Here is a 17062-nt window from a genome sequence, read left to right as displayed (position 1 = left end):
ACCGAAGAAGATCGACAAACGAAAGGACGTCTCTCATGGCGAACACGACGGCCGAGCTGGAAGCGCTCCTGATGCAGCGTTCGCTCACTGATCCCGAGCTCGTCGCGGCATCGGAGGCAGCTCCGGACTTCCGGATCCTGCCGGACGCCACGGTGATCAAGATCGGTGGACAGAGCGTGATCGATCGCGGCCGCGCCGCGGTCTATCCGCTGGTCGAGGAGATCGTCGCCGCGCGCAAGGCCCACAAGCTCCTGATCGGGACCGGTGCAGGCACCCGCGCGCGGCATCTCTATTCGATCGCGGCGGGGCTTCGCCTGCCGGCCGGCGTGCTCTCGCAGCTCGGCGCCTCCGTCGCCGACCAGAACGCCGCGATGCTGGGTCAGCTTCTTGCCAAGCACGGCATCTCCGCCGTCTCTAGCGCCGGGCTCTCGTCCGTGCCGCTGTTCCTCGCCGAGGTGAACGCCGTCATCTTCAGCGGCATGCCCCCCTATAGCCTGTGGATGCGGCCCGCGGCCGAGGGCGTGATTCCGCCCTACCGCACCGACGCGGGATGCTTCCTCGTGGCCGAACAGTTCGGCTGCCAAGCGATGATCTATGTGAAGGACGAGAACGGCCTATACACCGCGAACCCGAAGACGGCAAAGAACGCCACCTTCATCCCAAAGATCTCCGTGGCCGAGATGAAGGCCAAGGGCCTGCAGGACTCGATCCTGGAATTCCCGGTGCTCGATCTCCTCACCTCGGCGCGCCACGTCCACCAGGTGCAGATCGTCAATGGCCTCGTTCCCGGCAATCTGACCCGCGCGCTCGCGGGCGAGCATGTCGGCACCATCATCACTGCGAGCTGAGAGACCATCGCCATGACTGTCACCAACCAGATCAAGCACGTCGCCTCGCCGCTTGCGCGCCAGACCCTGCTCGACGGCGATCTCACTCGCCCGGTCGCAGGCAGCCGCCCGATCAAGCTCCTGCCCTGGGTGCAGGTCATCAAGATCGGCGGCCGCGTGATGGATCGCGGTCATGAGGCGATCCTCCCCCTCGTCGATGAGCTGCGGTCGCTGCTGCCTGAGCATCGCCTGCTGATCCTGACCGGCGCCGGCGTCCGCGCCCGTCATCTCTACAGCGTCGGCCTCGACCTCGGACTCCCCGTCGGGTCGCTCGCGCCGCTTGCCGCAAGCGAGGCCGGCCAGAACGGCCATATCCTTGCGAGCCTGCTCGCCCCGGAAGGTGTCTCCTACATCGAGCACCCCACCATCGCGAGCCAGCTCGCCATCCACCTCTCGGCCGCCCGTGCGGTCGTCGGCAGCGCGTTTCCGCCGTACCACCATCATGAATTCCCGACCTCGCGCATCCCGCTGCATCGCGCCGACACCGGCGCCTTCCTGCTCGCGGACGCGCTGGGCGCCGCCGGCCTCACGATCGTGGAGGACGTTGACGGCGTCTACACCACCGATCCCAACGGCGCCGACGGGAAGCAGGCGCAGTTGCTGCACGAGACGAACGTCGCAGAACTTGGCAAGCTCAAGGGCACACTGCCGTTCGATCCCGCGCTGCTCGAGGTCATGGCGAACGCGCGGCACATCGCGCGCGTGCAGGTCGTGAACGGTCTCGTTCCCGGCCGGCTCACGGCGGCCATGCGTGGCCAGCACGTCGGGACGATCATTCAGGCCGGTGCTCGCCTAACCTGAGGAAATCTATCTACCAGGCCTTCACCGGTCGATTGGCATGGCTTACCTGCGGGACGCCGCGATTGAGTGACATGTGGGAGTGCACGCACAGCCAACCATCGGCATTCCCCGAAAACACCATCGTCGCGCGGCCGGGACGCGGAAACGAGCTGCCGTCGGGATGATAGCCCGTGCTCGTCCACGGCGCGATCACGGTCGCCATCGTGCCATCGGAGGACGCCAGGATCGAGGTTTGCTCGAGGACGAAGCGAAAGTCGGTCGTCTTTGGCCAGACGTTGTCCCATTGCGTCGCGACCCATTGATCGAGACCCGGAATGACGTCGTTGTGCGTGCCGAAGGCAAGCACGTCCGGATGGAAGAGCGGCCTCGCGGAGGCGTAGTCGACCTCGCGGACATAGCCCGCGAAGGTTTCCAGCCACTGGCGGAAGAATTGCTCTGTCTCGGCGTCGGCGATCGGCAACGGGGCCATTGCCTATTCCCGATTCAGCACGGACGCCACGATCACCGCAGCGCCGACATTACGATGAGGCCAAGGATCAGCGCCGTCAGCGAATATTTCAGCGTGTAGTAGACGTTGCGATTCCATTCCTTGACCTTGCGGCTCGCAAGATGGACTTCGTAGAGCTTGCCGAACACCTTGTTGAGCACGCCGACGCTCTCGCCGTCGACGTTCTGGGTCGCCGACGCCTTGACGATGTGATGGCTGACCCAGCGATTCATCGCGGTCATGAAGCCGAACTTCATCGGGCGCTCGACGTCGCAGAACAGGATGATGCGGTTGACGTCGGTCGCGTTCTCGGCGCTGTGGATGAAGGTCTCGTCGAACATGAAGGCTTCGCCGTCGCGCCAGACGCATTCGACGCCGTCGACGAGAATCCGGCACTTGTTCGAGTTCGGCGTGACCAGCCCGAGGTGATAGCGCAGCGATCCGGCAAAGGGATCGCGGTGCGCGCCCAGCTTGCCGCCCGGCGGCAGCATCGCGAACATCGCGCCATGCACGGATGGAATCGAATTGAGCAGCTCCACCGTCTTCGGGCACAGCGTGCGCGCCGAGGGCAGGAAGTCGTCGTACCATTTCAGGTAAAAGCGCTTCCAGCCGCTCTTGAAGAACGAATAGAAGCCCCAGTCGTTGTTCTTGGCCGCGGCGCGGATGAAGCCTTCGTCGAACAGGCGCACCGCCTCGTCGCGGATCGTCTCCCAGTTCTCGCTGAGCGGCTTCAACTCGGGAAACTGGTCGACCGAGATCACTGGCTTGTTCGGCACGGCCGAGCCGGCATACATCAGTACATTATAGGGTGCGAGATAGGTCGAATGATCGCCGAGCTGGCGGGCAAAGCGCAGCCGCTGCTTGCCTCGAAAGTGGACGTAAATCGTTGATGCCGCAAGCACATAGAGGATGACAAGTTGCGGCGCAAAGAGCTGTTTCAACATTTCCCCGATCCCCAAGCGACCCAGCCGTGCTCGTGTAGCCCGGCCCGACACCAGCGGCAAGGCGCCGCAGACTGGTTCCGTCGTTCTCGACACAGACAGTTGAAACAGCGGGGGATGCCGATCAGACCCGCGCGAGCGCCTGCAGCCCCTTGAAGGTCAGGCGCTTGGGGTCCCTGACGCCCGCTAGATAGAGTTGGCGGATGAAGGTAGCGACGGCGTCGCGGTCACAATCGGTCAGCGCGACGACAGCGTCGACCGCGATCTTCTGGGCTTCCATTGGGCTACCCTTAAATTAGCGAGCACCCCGGCCGAGAGAGCCTAGGACCCGCCGGTTAATCCGGCGTTAACCGTTTGGGCAGCATGGCCGATTCATCTCCGGCCTCGATGGCAAAACAACGCTGGCGCAGCCTGCGCCGTCAGCTCGCGGCGATATCGAGGACGGCCTGGGCAAAGGCCTGCGGGGCTTCCTGCGGCAGATTGTGCCCGATGCCGCCGGTGATCGTCCGGTGCTCGTATTTGCCCGAGAACATCTTCGCGTAGGCGGAAGGGTCCGGATGCGGAGCCCCATTGGCATCGCCCTCCATGGTGATGGTCGGCACGGTGATCACCGGCAGGCCCGCCAGCTTCTGCTCGAGCTCGGCATACTTTGCTTCGCCCTCGGCCAACCCAAGCCGCCAGCGATAGTTGTGGATCGCGATGTCGACATGATCGGGATTGTCGAGCGAGACCGCGCTGCGGTCGTAGGTGGCATCATCGAAATGCCATTTGGGCGAGGCGAGCTTCCAGATCAGCTTAGCAAAGTCGTGCGTGTTCTTGGCGTAGCCCTCGCGGCCGCGCTCGGTGGCGAAATAGAACTGATACCACCATTGCAGCTCGGCGCTCGGCGGCAGCGGCATTTTCCCTGCCGCCTGGCTGGAAATCAGATAACCGCTCACCGAGACCATCGCCTTGACGCGCTCTGGCCAAAGCGCCGCGACGATGTTGGCGGTCCGCCCGCCCCAATCATAGCCGGCGAGCGTCGCCTGCTTGATGCCAAGCGCATCCATCAGAGCGACAAGGTCGGCAGCGAGCGCTGCGGGCTCGCCGTTGCGCATCGTCTCGCCCGACAGGAAGCGCGTCGTGCCATAGCCGCGCAGATGCGGAACGATGACTCGATAACCCGCCTTCGCGAGCACAGGCGCGACATCGACGAAACTGTGGATGTCATAGGGCCAGCCGTGCAGCAGGATCACCACGGATCCATCCGCCGGACCGGCCTCGGCATATCCCACGTTGAGGAAGCCGGCATTGATCTGCTTGATCGCCGCGAAGGACGTGTTGGTACCCGGCTTGATTGCGGGGGCTCGCCTTGCCGGACTGCGCGGCGGCAGCACTGCCGAGAACGAATGGTGCGGCGACGCCGATCGCGGCGGTGGTGAGGAAACGACGGCGATCGTTGTTTATCTCTTTTGACATCTTCATCTCGTGCATTTGCATGGCGCGCAATGCCGCCGTCGGCGCCGCTGTTTCACCGCAGATGTAGGCCGCAAGCGGGCGGCAAATCGCTGGTCTGCGATAAGCACTCTTTCGCGCGGCGAACGAGTCACAATTCAGCGAGGACCGATCGCCTTCTTCAGGACCGCGAACTGCTTCTTCAACCGCGGCACGGCAAAATCCGTGAAGGCCCGCACCTTCGGGACCGAGAGCCGGCCCTGCGGCGAAATCAGGTGCACGGGCATTTCGGGATCCTCGTCCCCGGATAGCACGATGTCCAGCTCGCCGCGCGGCACCTGCTCGGCGACTTGATAGGAATACATCCGCGCGAGGCCGCGGCCGGCGACGGCGGAAGCGACCGCGGCATAGGTGCTGTTGATCACGAGCCGCGGCGTGAACTGAACGGTTCGCGGCACCACGGAACCGGGCTGCGGCGCAAACGTCCACGAATTCGGCAGGTGGGCCATGGCGACGATCTGATGCTTGGCGAGATCGCCGGGCTCGGTGATGCGCGGATGCTGGTTGAGATATCGCGGAGCAGCCACCACGACACGGCGTACGTCGCCGAGCTTCATCGCGACCATCGCGGAGTCCGAGAGAGGACCGATCCGGAGCGCCACGTCGATGCCCTCCTCGATCAAATTGACCGCTCGGTCGAACAGCAACAGTTTCGCCGACACCGTCGGGTAGGCATCCAGGAACGTGTCGAGGATCGGTCGCAGCACCATCTCGCCGGAGACCACAGGCGCGGTGATCGCAAGCGTGCCGCGCGGCGCGGCACGCGGCCCCGCCGCGATATCGTCGGCCTCCTCCAGCTCGGTCAGCACGCGGCGGCAGATCGCCACGTAACGCTCGCCCTCCTCGCTGAGCTTGATCGACCGCGTCGTGCGGTGCAGGAGCTCAGTGCCGACCCGCTCCTCCAGGAAGGCGATGGCGCGGCTCACCGCGGCCGGCGAGCGGCCGAGTTTGCGGCCAGCAGCCGCAAGGCTGCCCTCGTCCACCGCAAGGACGAACACGTTCATCGCGTCGAGACGATCCATGCGCTTTCCGTCGCCCCAGCAAAGTCCGACCGCAAGCTAGGCGCTCACGCGCGACACGACAACCGCCGCAACCGCTGGCCCGCCATTCGATCGCGCCGCGAAAGAGTGTCTGCCGGACAGCGCGTATTCGCAACCAAGCCGCCGCGGCGTACCTCAGCGGGCAAGCCAGTCGCAGGCGACCGGCACAGGATCACTCCCATAAATCAGTAACAGGAGCCCAACATGGGTATCGAGCAGAAAGTCGCTATCATCACCGGTGCATCGCAGGGCATCGGCGCCGCCCTCGTCCAAGCCTACCGCGACCGCAATTATCGGGTCGTCGCAACGGCGCGCTCCATCAAACCTTCCGCCGATGATGGCATCCTTGCTGTCGCCGGCGACATCGCCGACCCCAGCACCGCCGAGCGCGTAGTGTCTCAGGCCGTCGCCCGGTTCGGCCGTGTCGACACGCTGGTCAACAATGCCGGCATCTTCGTCGCCAAGCCGTTCACGCAGTACACGGCCGAGGACTATGCGACGGTCATGGGCATCAACGTCGCGGGCTTCTTCCGCATCACGCAGCTCGCTATCGCCGAGATGGAAAAGCAGGGCTCGGGCCACGTCGTCCAGATCACGACCAGCCTGGTCGATCAGGCCAATTCGAACGTGCCATCAGTGCTGGCATCGCTAAGCAAGGGCGGGCTAGCGGCCGCGACGAAGTCGCTGGCAATCGAATATGCCAAGCGCGGCATTCGCGTGAACGCGGTTTCGCCCGGCATCATCAAGTCGCCGATGCATCCGGTCGAAACGCATGCCCAGTACGGCACGCTGCACCCCATCGGCCACATGGGCGAGATGGCCGACATCGTCGACGCGGTGCTCTATCTCGAGCGGGCGGGCTTCGTGACGGGCGAGATCCTGCATGTCGACGGCGGCCAGAGCGCCGGCCATTGAGCCGACAGGAGGGTTCACCATGCCAATCGTCACCATTCAAGTGACCCGCGAGGGAACGACGCCGGGCGCGGCGTCGCTCACCGCGGAGGAGAAAGTCGCGCTGATCAAGGGCTCGAGCCAATTGCTGCTCGATGTCCTCGGCAAGCCGCTGGATTCGACCTTTGTCGTGATCGACGAGGTCGATACCGCCAATTGGGGCTGGGGCGGTCTGCCTGTCCTCGAATTCAGGCGCCGTCGCGCGACGCCACCAGGCTGATCTGGAGCGGCGTGGGCGGTCGTTACGAATACTGCATCACGCCGTCGTCGATCTTGCCGAAGCGCAGCGAGACGATGTCGAGCGCATAGTTCTGATGCAGCCGCCACGGCCGCTTGGAGCCCTGCTTCGGCATCTTCGCAATCGAGCGCTGCACATAGCCGGAGGTGAAATCGAGCGAGGGCTGGGCGGTGACCGTCGAATCGTCATTGTGCGGCACGCACTGGCGGAAATTGTGCCGGTCCATGTAGTTGATGAGCCGGCAGACATATTCGCAGGTGAGATCGCATTTCAACGTCCAGGACGCGTTGGTGTAGCCGAAGGCGGAAGCCATGTTCGGCACGTCGGCGTACATCATGCCCTTGTAGGTCAGCGTTTTGGCAAAATCGACCACGCGGCCGTCGACACTGATCTCGAGTCCGCCGACGACCTGAAGCACGAGCCCTGTCGCGGTGACGATGATGTCGGCGGCAAGCTCGCTGCCGTCCTTGAGGCGAATTCCGTCTTTCGTGAAGGTGTCGATCTCGTTGGTGACGACGGAGGCACGCTTCTCGCGGATCGCAGTGAAGAGATCGCCGTCGGGCACCAGGCACAGCCGCTGATCCCAGGGATTGTAGCGCGGCGTGAAATGCGTCGCGACGTCGTAGTCCGGCCCCAGCGCCATCTGCACGCCCTTCAGGATCAGATCCTTCACCTTGGCGGGCCGGCGCCGGCTGAGCTGGAAGAAGAACATGCCCCACATCACGTTGCGCCAGCGGATCATATGATAGGCGAGCGTCGCCGGCAGGTTGCGGCGCAGCTTGTTGGCGAGTGGATCCTGCGCAGGACGCGACACGACATAGGTCGGCGAGCGCTGCAGCATGACGACCTCTGAGGCCTTCTTCGCAAGCTCCGGCACCAGCGTCACGGCAGTGGCGCCCGATCCGATCACCACGACGCGTCTTCCCGCGTAGTCGATATCCTCGGTCCACTTCTGCGGATGCACGATGCGGCCTTGAAAATCCGCGGCACCCTGGAACTCCGGCGTGTAGCCTTCCTCGTATTTGTAGTAGCCGGAGCACATGAACAGGAAATTGCAGGTGAAGCGTACGATCTCGGCTGCGCCCTCGCCTGTCGTTCGTTCGGCCTCGACGGTCCAGCGCGCATCAGGCGTTGACCACGACGCGCGCTTGACGCGATGGCCGAAGCGGATCTTCTTGTCGATGCCGTTCTCGGATGCCGTCTCGCGCACGTAGTTGAGAATTTGCGGCCCGTCGGCGATCGCCTTGGGATCGGTCCACGGCTTGAAGGAATAGCCGAGCGTGAACATGTCGCTGTCGGAGCGGATGCCGGGATAGCGGAACAGATCCCAGGTGCCGCCGATGCAGTCGCGCCCCTCGAGGAGGACGTAGCTCTTGCCCGGGCATTTCGTCTTGAGATGATAGCCCGCGCCAATGCCGGACAGGCCGGCGCCGACGATGAGGACGTCGAAATGTTCTTGTTGCATGGTTTCCTCCGCCGCTGAGGATTGTCCGACCATCACCGCCGTGCGTCAATCGCTAATCGGCCCCCGATACAACCGGGAGGAGAACCCCGTAGTTTCCGGCCTGCAAAACAAAAAGCCCCGGATTGCTCCGGGGCTTTTGCACGTTTGAGACGAGTGGATATCAGTACCGATAGTGGTCCGACTTGTACGGACCTTCCTGCTTGACGCCGATATAGTCGGCCTGGTCCTTGCGCAACTCGGTCAGCTTGGCGCCGAGCTTGGCGAGGTGCAGGCGGGCGACCTTCTCGTCGAGCGACTTCGGCAGCACGTAGACCTTCTTCTCGTACTTGCCGTTCTTGTTGTTGGCCCAGAGCTCGATCTGCGCCAGCGTCTGGTTGGTGAACGACGCCGACATCACGAAGCTCGGATGTCCCATCGCGTTGCCGAGGTTCACGAGGCGGCCTTCCGACAGCATGATGATGCGGTGCTTGTCCGGGAATTCGATCTCATCGACCTGCGGCTTGATGTTGGTCCACTTCAGATTGCGCAGAGCCGCGATCTGGATCTCGTTGTCGAAATGGCCGATGTTGCACACGATGGCGCGATCCTTCATCGCGCGCATGTGCTCGATGGTGATGATGTCCTTGTTGCCGGTGGCGGTGACGAAGATGTCGGCGCGCGGCGCGGCGTCTTCCATCGTCACGACCTCATAGCCTTCCATCATCGCCTGCAGCGCGCAGATCGGGTCGACCTCCGACACCATGACGCGGCAGCCGGCCTGGCGCAGCGACGCCGCCGAACCCTTGCCGACGTCGCCGAAGCCCGCGACCATCGCGAGCTTGCCCGACATCATCACGTCGGTGCCCCGGCGAATGCCGTCGACCAGCGATTCACGGCAACCATAGAGGTTGTCGAACTTCGACTTGGTGACGCTGTCGTTGACGTTGATGGCGGGGAACAGCAGCGTGCCCTTGTTGGCCATCTCGTAGAGGCGATGCACGCCCGTGGTGGTCTCTTCCGAGACGCCCTTGATGTTCTTGGCGATCTCGCCGAAGTAACCCTTGGGCTTCTCCTTCAGGAGGCGCTTGATCAAGGCGTAGAAGATTTCCTCTTCCTCGGAAGCAGGCTTATCGAGGAAGGCGGTGTCGCCCTTCTCGGCGCGGACGCCGGCATGCACCAGCATGGTCGCGTCGCCGCCGTCATCGAGGATCATGTTCGGCGTACCGCCGCCATGCCAGTCGAACAGCTTTGCGGTGTAGTCCCAGTATTCGGTCAGCGTCTCGCCCTTCACGGCGAAGACGGGAATGCCGGCCGCGGCGATCGCGGCGGCCGCGTGATCCTGCGTCGAGTAGATGTTGCAGGAGACCCAGCGGATGTCGGCACCGAGGGCTGCGAGCGTCTCGATTAGCACCGCGGTCTGGATCGTCATGTGCAACGAGCCGGCGATGCGCGCGCCCTTCAGCGGCTGCTTCGGGCCAAACTCTTCACGGGTGGCCATCAGGCCGGGCATCTCGGTCTCGGCGAGCGAGATCTCCTTGCGGCCGAAATCGGCCAACGAAATGTCCTTGACGATGTAATCGGTGAAGCCGGGCTTCGCGTTCATGTCGAGCTTCCTGTTGTTTGAAAAAGTCGTTCCGGGGCGCTCGTGAAACGCGCGAACCCGGAATCCAGAGGTTCGAGATTCCGGGTTCGCCGCTGGCGCGGCGCCCCGGAATGACGGAATTGATCAGACCGCGCGCTTGAACGGCTCGACGAGGTCGGTCTTCTCCCACGAGAAGCCGCCTTCATTGTCGGGCGTCCGGCCGAAATGGCCGTAGGACGAGGTGCGCGCGTAGATCGGACGGTTGAGGTCGAGATGGCTGCGGATGCCGCGCGGAGTCAGGTCCATCACTTCGGCTGCGGCCTTCTCGAGCTTGTCCTCGGAGACCTTACCGGTGCCATGCGTATCGATGTAGATCGACAGCGGCCGCGCCACGCCGATGGCGTAAGCGAGCTGGAGCGTGCAGCGATCAGCGAGCCCTGCGGCCACGATGTTCTTGGCGAGATAGCGCGCTGCGTAAGCGGCCGAACGGTCGACCTTGGTCGGGTCCTTGCCGGAGAACGCGCCGCCGCCATGCGGGGCCGCGCCGCCGTAGGTGTCGACGATGATCTTGCGGCCGGTCAGGCCGGTGTCGCCGTCGGGACCGCCGATGTAGAACTTGCCGGTCGGGTTGATGTGCCAGATGGTCTTGCCGTTGATCCAATCCTTCGGCAGCGCCTCGCGCACATAGGGCTCGACGATGTCGCGAATCTGCGTGGACGAGATGTCCTCGACCAGATGCTGGTGCGAGACCACGATCTCGCGCACGCCGACCGGCTTGCCGTTCTCGTACTGCACGGTGACCTGGCTCTTGGAGTCCGGGCCCAAGACCTTCTCGCGGCCGGAGTGGCGCGCTTCGGAGATCAGCCGCAGGATCTTGTGGGCGTAGAAGATCGGCGCCGGCATCAGGTCGGGCGTCTCGTTGGTGGCGTAACCGAACATGATGCCCTGGTCGCCCGCGCCCTCCTCCTTGACCTCGCCCGGCTGAAGCGCATCGACGCCCTGCGCGATGTCGGCCGACTGCGGATGCAGCAGGATCTCGATATCCGCGGTCTTCCAGTGAAAACCTTCCTGCTCGTAGCCGATGTCCTTGATCGCGCCGCGCACGACGCTCTCGATCTGCTCGTTGGTGACCGATGCGGGACCACGGGTCTCGCCCGCGATCACGACCTTGTTGGTGGTCGCAAGCGTTTCGCAGGCGGCGCGGATCTGCCACGGGTCGATGCCGGCTTTCGGCCCCTCGCGGTAGAACAGATCGACGATCTCATCGGAGATCCGGTCGCAGACCTTGTCCGGATGGCCTTCAGATACGGACTCGCTGGTGAAGAGATAGGACGCTCGCATCAGTAACCCCTTGTCCCGCCCCGTTGGGCGGTCGTTTGCGATGTTTACTTTTGGATTATGTCAGTCACGCCGGCGCGAGATGACGTAGGATTCGTCGTAAAACCAGAGCCCGTTGTGTTTGCGCAGCACGTCCCTGGCGGCATCCAGAGTGCGGCCGTTTTGAGTCATTTCTGTCAATCGGTCGTCCTCAATCTGAGCGACATACACCGCCGCATTCCACGCTGCAAAGGCTGTCGAGGTTCCGATGGTCCCGGTCACCTCGTTGGGCAGCGCTTCCATATCATACCTGAAGATCGAACGGTTATCAGCATATGCATTAAAATTAAGGTCGCGGCCCAACGATCCGAGCTCATACTTAACAGCGCGCAATAGCTCATGACGGCTCACCGCGAAAGGATTTTCTCCAGGCCAGATCGCCTGGATCATTTCCATGCCGGGATCGTGACCATGAGAGTGAATTCCGATCAGGCGCCCCCCCGGTCGCAATGCCCGCGCCAGAGGTGCAATGATCCGCTTTGCCCGAAAATTAACCGAGGACAGGGCGCGGTATGGCTGGGATGCAATAACGAGGTCGAAATTGGCCTCGGTCTGGCCCGGCCGCGGAATGGTCGAATCCAGCAGGAATCTGTGATCTTCGCGATACAGCACGAGGACGACGGGCCGCTCGTAGAGCGGCATGGCCGTGCGCGGGCTGATCGCGGCGCGCCAGTTCTGCTCCAGGAACGGCCTCAGCTCGGCGATCTGCTGTTCGAACTCTCCCGAGGAAGCGCCCCGCAGCGGAACCTCGTGCCAGACGGTGGCGGCCGCCGCGGCGGGCGATGCCGGCGTCAGCCAGGGCGCCTCCGAGTAGAACATGTTGGTAAAGACGAAAACCGACGCCGGATGCTCGAAAATGCGGTCCGGCACCTTCTCCAGCGTCAGGCGCAGGTCCTCGAGACTGAGCTCCTTGCCGGCGACATAGAACGGCATGTGCGGAAAGCGCTGGTGCGTGGCGCGCAGGACCCGCGCCAGCACAGTGCCGTCGCCGACGCCCGCGTCGAATATGCGCAGGGCCGGCGGGCGCGGATGGATGCTGGTGAGCTCGAGCGCCACGCGCTCGGCGACCACGCGCTTCTCGCTGCAGGTATGGACGAACAGCAGGTATTTCTGCCGGTTCTCGAAGAAGCGGAAATTACCGCGCGGATCGCGCTTCTCCGGCGGCACCTGAAGCCCTCGCGGCGGTGGCAGGCCCCCGGTCATCGATGCGGCCATATAGGCCTGGATCCGCTCGAGCGTGTCGATGGTGATGCGCTTCCCCTCGCGCAGGCGCTGCACCAGCTTCCCATCGTTCACCGCGCGCCGGCCAAAGGTCGATTCCGCCATGTCCGCCTTGCGGCAGAACTCGGTGATCTGGCTGAGGATTTCGTCGTTCTTCATGGGTGGGACGGTGGTGGGCAGCGATGTTGGGTTCGATCGCATAGCAAATTCTGCCCACTCAGGGAATACCCTCTGGAATTGCTCCACTTCCGAATGAGGGGCTTCCCGCCCGCTCCTGAGCTTCATACGGCCGGCCCCGCGGGGTCGCCCCCAAACATCCCTATCGTGCGTTTGGCAGCGCGCACACTTCCCAGTATACGTAACGTACGGGGATGTTCGGGGTGGATATGTTCAGGTCGTTTTGGCTGGCCGCGTGTCTTTTTGCGGCACTATTGGCCAGCGCGCGCGCAGGCTATCTGGACGAGAATCCCGACGAGGTGTTTGCAACGGTCTATGAACGCATCGGGTCCCTGCCGGTCCAGGCCGCGCGCGATCCCTATGTCTGGCTGCGTCTGGAAGAGCTCAAGCGTGAGCCGTGCGACCAGAAGAGCATCGCCGATCTCGCACTGATGCTGGATAAGCTCGGCTACCGGCGACAGGCCGCCGATGGGCTTTATAAGTTCGTCAAGAACTGCGGTGCACCGCTGACCGCTCTGCACCGGTCGATCGACATCTATCTGAAGCTGACCGACTATCCGAAAGCGGTCGAGGTCGCCGACGAATTCATGCGGCGCGCGCCATCAAATCGCGAGGCGCACTATCTGCGAGGCGTTGCGCTGGAGGGCGTCGGCGACTACCACCGCGCGCTTGCCGATTACTCGGATGCGATCGAGCTCTATGGTGCGGACAAGAAAACGATATCGAGCCGTGTCTTTCTGCGCATGGCCGGTGCCTATGCGGCGCTCAAGCAGTTCTGCGAAGCGACTGCGCCGATCAATACGTGGATTGCGCTCGATCCGATGAATCGCGATACGAGCCAGACCCGAAAGATCATCGCCGACTACGAAAGCCAGGGAAACTGTATCGCATCAACCGCGCTTCGAAAGGAAACCTTTCCGCTCCACGGCCAGAAGAACGTTCTCACCGTCAAGGCCCAGATCAACGGCGTGTCAGGCATGTTCATCCTCGACACCGGTGCCAGCTATGTGTCCGTGAAATCCGCCTTCGCCGGCCGGGCCAAAATCCCCGATGCCGGCTCCAGCGAGATCACTCTCGTGACGGCCAATGGGCAAACCAAAGCCAGGCTCGCCAGGGCCGACAAGATCGCGCTCGGCAAGCTGGAGGCAAGCAACGTCCCGATCGCGATCCAGACCGTGGACGACAAGAGCTATGGCCCCGGCATCGACGGCCTGCTCGGCATGAGCTTCCTGTCTCGGTTCGACGTGCAGATGGCCGGCGGCTTCATCGAGGTCCGCACCCGCCAGCCGAAGAGGTAAGGCCTGCGGCGCGGCACCCGGACTGAACCGCCCGTCCCACGGTGGCGACAAACACACGGACGATCTGTTTCATTTCCGCATTCCCGAGGCCTTCATGCGTCGTTTGCTCGTCGCGTTCTGCCTGCTCTTTGCCTCCGCCTGGTCCGCCCCCTCCTTCGCGCAAAGCCGCGCGCAGCTCGGTCCGCTCTGCACCACCGACACCACGCCGGCCGACCAGCAGATCGACGCCTGCAACAAGATCATCGCGCTGAAGGTGTTCAAGGGCGGACAGCTCGCCACCGTCTATTTCTGGCGCGCGGTGGGCTGGAACAAGAAGGGCGATTACGCGAAGGTCATCGCGGATGCGACCGAAGCGATCCGCCTGGAGCCGAGCCAGGCGGTCTACAACCTGCGCGGCTCGGCCTATTTCGACAAAGGCGAGTACGACATCGCGATCGCCGATTTCGACGATGCGCTAAAGCTTGGGCCGCCGAGCGGAATCATCTTCCACAACCGCGGCAACGCCTATCAGGGCAAGAAGGAGTACGCTAAGGCGATCGCGGATTTTGATGCTGCGATCAAGGCCGATCCGAAATCGGCATTCTCCTACCAAAACCGCGGCAACTGTAAGAAGGCGCTCGGCGACCTCGACGGCGCGCTCGCCGACATCAACCAGGCGATCAGGCTCGACCCCAGCCTGTCGCAGCCTTTGGTGCACCGGACCACGATCTGGCGCGCCAAGGGCGAGTTCGATCGCGCCATCGCCGACGGCACGGAGGCGATCCGGCTCGCCAAGGACAAGCCGCCGGTCAACATCATGACGCCGCCGAACAGCGTGCTGATCTCGGCCTATACGTTTCGCGGGCTCGCCTACGAGGCCAAGGGCGATTACGCACACGCCAAGGAGGACTACAAGGGCGCGCTCGGCGTCACGGCGTCGGACGCCGGCAGCAAGTCCAACCAGGCGACAGCCAAGGTGCGACTGTCCCTGCTATCAGACACAACCGTGCCGACGCCGCGCGATGCGCCGACCTCGACCGCGCAGCAGACGACGGCGCCCTCAGGGCAGCAGCAGGCGAGCACGGCGCCTTCGCCCTCGCCCACTCCGGCAGGCCGCGGCAAGCGCATGGCGCTGATAATCGGCAACGGCGCCTATGCCCACGTCAAGGCGCTGCCTAATCCGCCCAACGATGCGCGCGCAGTCGCGAAGAGCCTGCGTGACATCGGCTTCACGGTGTCGGAGGGCATCGACCTCGACCGCGCGACGATGCAGAAGATGACGCGCGACTTCCTGCGCGATGCGGCGCGGGCGCAGGTCACGGTGGTCTACTACGCCGGCCACGGTGTGCAGATCGACGGCCGCAACTATCTCATCCCGATCGACGTCGAACTCAAAGCGGGCGCCAACATGACGGAGGCGATGATCGACATGGACACGATCATGGCCGGCCTCGACGATCAGGTCCGCACCAACATCCTGATCTTCGATGCCTGCCGCAACAACCCGATGGCGCCGCAGGTCGCTGCCGCCAGCGCCAATCGCGGTATCGAAGGCGCCTCTGGTCTCGCAGCGCCGGCGAGTCTCGGTGCCGGCGCGACGTTAGGGGCCGGCACGCTGATCGCATTCGCCACGGCGCCGGGCCAGGTTGCGCTCGACGGCGAAGGCGCCAACTCGCCTTTCTCGTCCGCCCTCTCCCGCCATATCGGCACGCCAGGGCTCGAGGTGCAGCAGATGCTGACGCGGGTGCGTGCTGAGGTCGTCTCGTCCACCAAGAACAAGCAGGTGCCGTGGTCGAACTCGTCGCTGCTGGGCGAGGTTTATCTGGCGGAGAAGTGAGGGTGTGAGTGCGCCGTCGGTCAGGAACGCCGCGCTATCCGCGACACGCTCAGTTGTCATCGCCCGGCTTGACCGGTTGAAACCGCCCAGTATTCCAGAGACAGCGAGAGGCACGGAGAAGCCGCGGCGTACTGGATTCCCCGCTTTCGCGGGGAATGACAGCGAGCTAGCGGGTCTTAATTGCCCCACACTTCCTTCGCGATCTCGACCGCCAGGCTCAGCTTGGCCCACTGCTCTTCCTCGGAGAGGATGTTGCCTTCCTCGGTCGAGGCGAAGCCACATTGCGGGGAGAGAGCGAGCTGCTCCAGCGGCGCGAACTTGGCGGCTTCTTCCAGACGGCGCTTGATGTCGTCCTTCTTCTCGAGCTCGCCGAACTTCGAGGTGATGACGCCGACCACGACGACCTTGTTGCCCTTGGGCAAGAAGCGCAGCGGCTCGAAGCCGCCGGCGCGGTCTGAGTCATATTCCAGGAAGTAGCCGTCATAGTTGGTGCCGGCGAGCATGGTCTCGGCCACCGGCTCGTAGCCGCCCGAGGAGATCCAGGTCGAGCGGAAATTGCCGCGGCAGACATGGGTCGTCACCACCATGTCCGCGGGCTTCTCGGCCAGCGCGTAGTTGATGATGCGCGCGTAGATTTGCTGGAGACCATCCGGATTGTCGCCGCGCTCGCGCGCCTTCTTCAATTCGTCCTGCGAGCAGAGATAGGCCCACACGGTGTCGTCGAACTGGAGATAGCGGCAGCCGGCATCGTAGAACGCCTTGACCGCCTTGCGGTAGGTCTTGCCGAGATCCTCGTAGAAGGCATCGAGATCGGGGTAGACGTCCTTGGAGATCGCCTTGCGGCCGCCGCGGAAATGCAGCACCGCCGGCGAGGGGATCGTCATCTTGGCGGTAACGTGGGCCTGGTCGGCATACTTCTTCAGGAACTTGAAGTGGTCGAGCATCGGGTGGTGGTCGGGAAAGTCGAGCTTGCCGATCACCCGCACCGCGTCATGCCGCGTCTCGACGCCCGCGAACTGGATGCCTGTGTCCGGGTGGAACATTTCGCAGCCGGTGAGCTTCGCCAAGAAGTCGAAGTGCCACCAGGAGCGGCGGAATTCGCCGTCGGTCGCGAGCTTCAAGCCGATCGAGGCCTGCTTGTGCACGACCTTCTCGATCTCCATGTCCTCGATCTTGCGCAGATCATCGGCCGAGATCTCGCCCTTCTCCAGCTTGGCGCGGGCTTCCTTGATCTTGGCCGGACGCAGGAGGCTGCCGACCTCGTCGGCGCGGAAGGGGGCTTTGGTTCGCTGCATTGGTTCACTCCCG

The 17062-nt window shown here is 63.7% G+C and carries 15 protein-coding genes and 1 pseudogene; 6 read left to right on the top strand and 10 right to left on the bottom strand.

What is annotated here, in order from left to right; genetic code table 11:
• The first annotated feature begins 35 nt into the window (after positions 1-35).
• Positions 36-848 (top strand): amino acid kinase family protein, encoded by an 813-nt coding sequence (locus Q2941_RS09915; RefSeq protein WP_458192330.1) that lies wholly within the window; start codon positions 36-38, stop codon positions 846-848.
• Between the two features lie 12 nt (positions 849-860).
• Positions 861-1688: an amino acid kinase family protein gene (locus tag Q2941_RS09910; protein WP_458192329.1), complete on the top strand. Its 828-nt coding sequence runs from the start codon at positions 861-863 to the stop codon at positions 1686-1688.
• 10 nt (positions 1689-1698) lie between these two features.
• Here the strand turns inward: Q2941_RS09910 and Q2941_RS09905 are convergent, their stop codons facing one another.
• From Q2941_RS09905 to Q2941_RS09885, 5 genes and pseudogenes are all read right to left on the bottom strand, one after another.
• The gene (locus tag Q2941_RS09905) at positions 1699-2157 is read right to left on the bottom strand and encodes a YybH family protein (RefSeq protein ID WP_027528579.1); all 459 of its coding nucleotides are present in this window, start codon (positions 2155-2157) and stop codon (positions 1699-1701) included.
• Between the two features lie 32 nt (positions 2158-2189).
• The gene (locus Q2941_RS09900) at positions 2190-3119 is read right to left on the bottom strand and encodes an aspartyl/asparaginyl beta-hydroxylase domain-containing protein (RefSeq protein WP_027528578.1); all 930 of its coding nucleotides are present in this window, start codon (positions 3117-3119) and stop codon (positions 2190-2192) included.
• Between the two features lie 121 nt (positions 3120-3240).
• On the bottom strand, positions 3241-3396 hold the full coding sequence (locus Q2941_RS09895) for a hypothetical protein (RefSeq protein ID WP_254111577.1): 156 nt from the start codon (positions 3394-3396) through the stop codon (positions 3241-3243).
• A gap of 139 nt (positions 3397-3535) precedes the next feature.
• Positions 3536-4574 (bottom strand): annotated as a pseudogene (locus Q2941_RS09890) (alpha/beta fold hydrolase).
• Positions 4575-4708: 134 nt separating this feature from the next.
• Entirely contained in the window at positions 4709-5632 is a 924-nt protein-coding gene (locus tag Q2941_RS09885) for a LysR family transcriptional regulator (RefSeq protein ID WP_458192328.1), read from the bottom strand.
• Between the two features lie 222 nt (positions 5633-5854).
• Here Q2941_RS09885 and Q2941_RS09880 point away from each other — a divergent pair, with 222 nt between their 5' ends.
• Positions 5855-6565 (top strand): SDR family NAD(P)-dependent oxidoreductase, encoded by a 711-nt coding sequence (locus Q2941_RS09880; protein ID WP_027528575.1) that lies wholly within the window; start codon positions 5855-5857, stop codon positions 6563-6565.
• 19 nt (positions 6566-6584) lie between these two features.
• Positions 6585-6821, top strand: a complete 237-nt coding sequence (locus Q2941_RS09875) for a tautomerase family protein (RefSeq protein ID WP_254111572.1) — start codon at positions 6585-6587, stop codon at positions 6819-6821.
• Positions 6822-6843: 22 nt separating this feature from the next.
• Here Q2941_RS09875 and Q2941_RS09870 read toward each other — a convergent pair whose 3' ends face one another.
• From Q2941_RS09870 to Q2941_RS09855, 4 genes are all read right to left on the bottom strand, one after another.
• Positions 6844-8304 (bottom strand): flavin-containing monooxygenase, encoded by a 1461-nt coding sequence (locus Q2941_RS09870; RefSeq protein WP_458192327.1) that lies wholly within the window; start codon positions 8302-8304, stop codon positions 6844-6846.
• Between the two features lie 160 nt (positions 8305-8464).
• A complete protein-coding gene (gene ahcY, locus Q2941_RS09865) occupies positions 8465-9886 on the bottom strand; it encodes an adenosylhomocysteinase (RefSeq protein ID WP_027528572.1) in 1422 nt (473 codons plus the stop codon).
• Positions 9887-10009: 123 nt separating this feature from the next.
• The gene (gene metK / locus Q2941_RS09860) at positions 10010-11206 is read right to left on the bottom strand and encodes a methionine adenosyltransferase (RefSeq protein WP_458192326.1); all 1197 of its coding nucleotides are present in this window, start codon (positions 11204-11206) and stop codon (positions 10010-10012) included.
• 60 nt (positions 11207-11266) lie between these two features.
• On the bottom strand, positions 11267-12622 hold the full coding sequence (locus Q2941_RS09855; RefSeq protein ID WP_458192325.1) for a hypothetical protein: 1356 nt from the start codon (positions 12620-12622) through the stop codon (positions 11267-11269).
• A 227-nt stretch (positions 12623-12849) separates the two neighbouring features.
• On the opposite strand from Q2941_RS09855, the gene Q2941_RS09850 reads away from it, so the two are divergent.
• Positions 12850-13938, top strand: coding sequence for an aspartyl protease family protein (locus tag Q2941_RS09850; RefSeq protein WP_458192365.1), 1089 nt, complete (start codon positions 12850-12852; stop codon positions 13936-13938).
• A 94-nt stretch (positions 13939-14032) separates the two neighbouring features.
• Positions 14033-15754, top strand: coding sequence for a caspase family protein (locus Q2941_RS09845; RefSeq protein WP_458192324.1), 1722 nt, complete (start codon positions 14033-14035; stop codon positions 15752-15754).
• 176 nt (positions 15755-15930) lie between these two features.
• On the opposite strand, the gene Q2941_RS09840 is transcribed toward Q2941_RS09845, so the two are convergent.
• Positions 15931-17049, bottom strand: coding sequence for a cobalamin-independent methionine synthase II family protein (locus Q2941_RS09840; RefSeq protein WP_458192323.1), 1119 nt, complete (start codon positions 17047-17049; stop codon positions 15931-15933).
• Positions 17050-17062: the final 13 nt, after the last annotated feature.

It is taken from the genome of Bradyrhizobium sp. UFLA05-153, from assembly GCF_054185185.1.
Note: the sequence above shows the minus strand (reverse complement) of the source record. Positions and strands in the feature narration are given on the sequence as shown.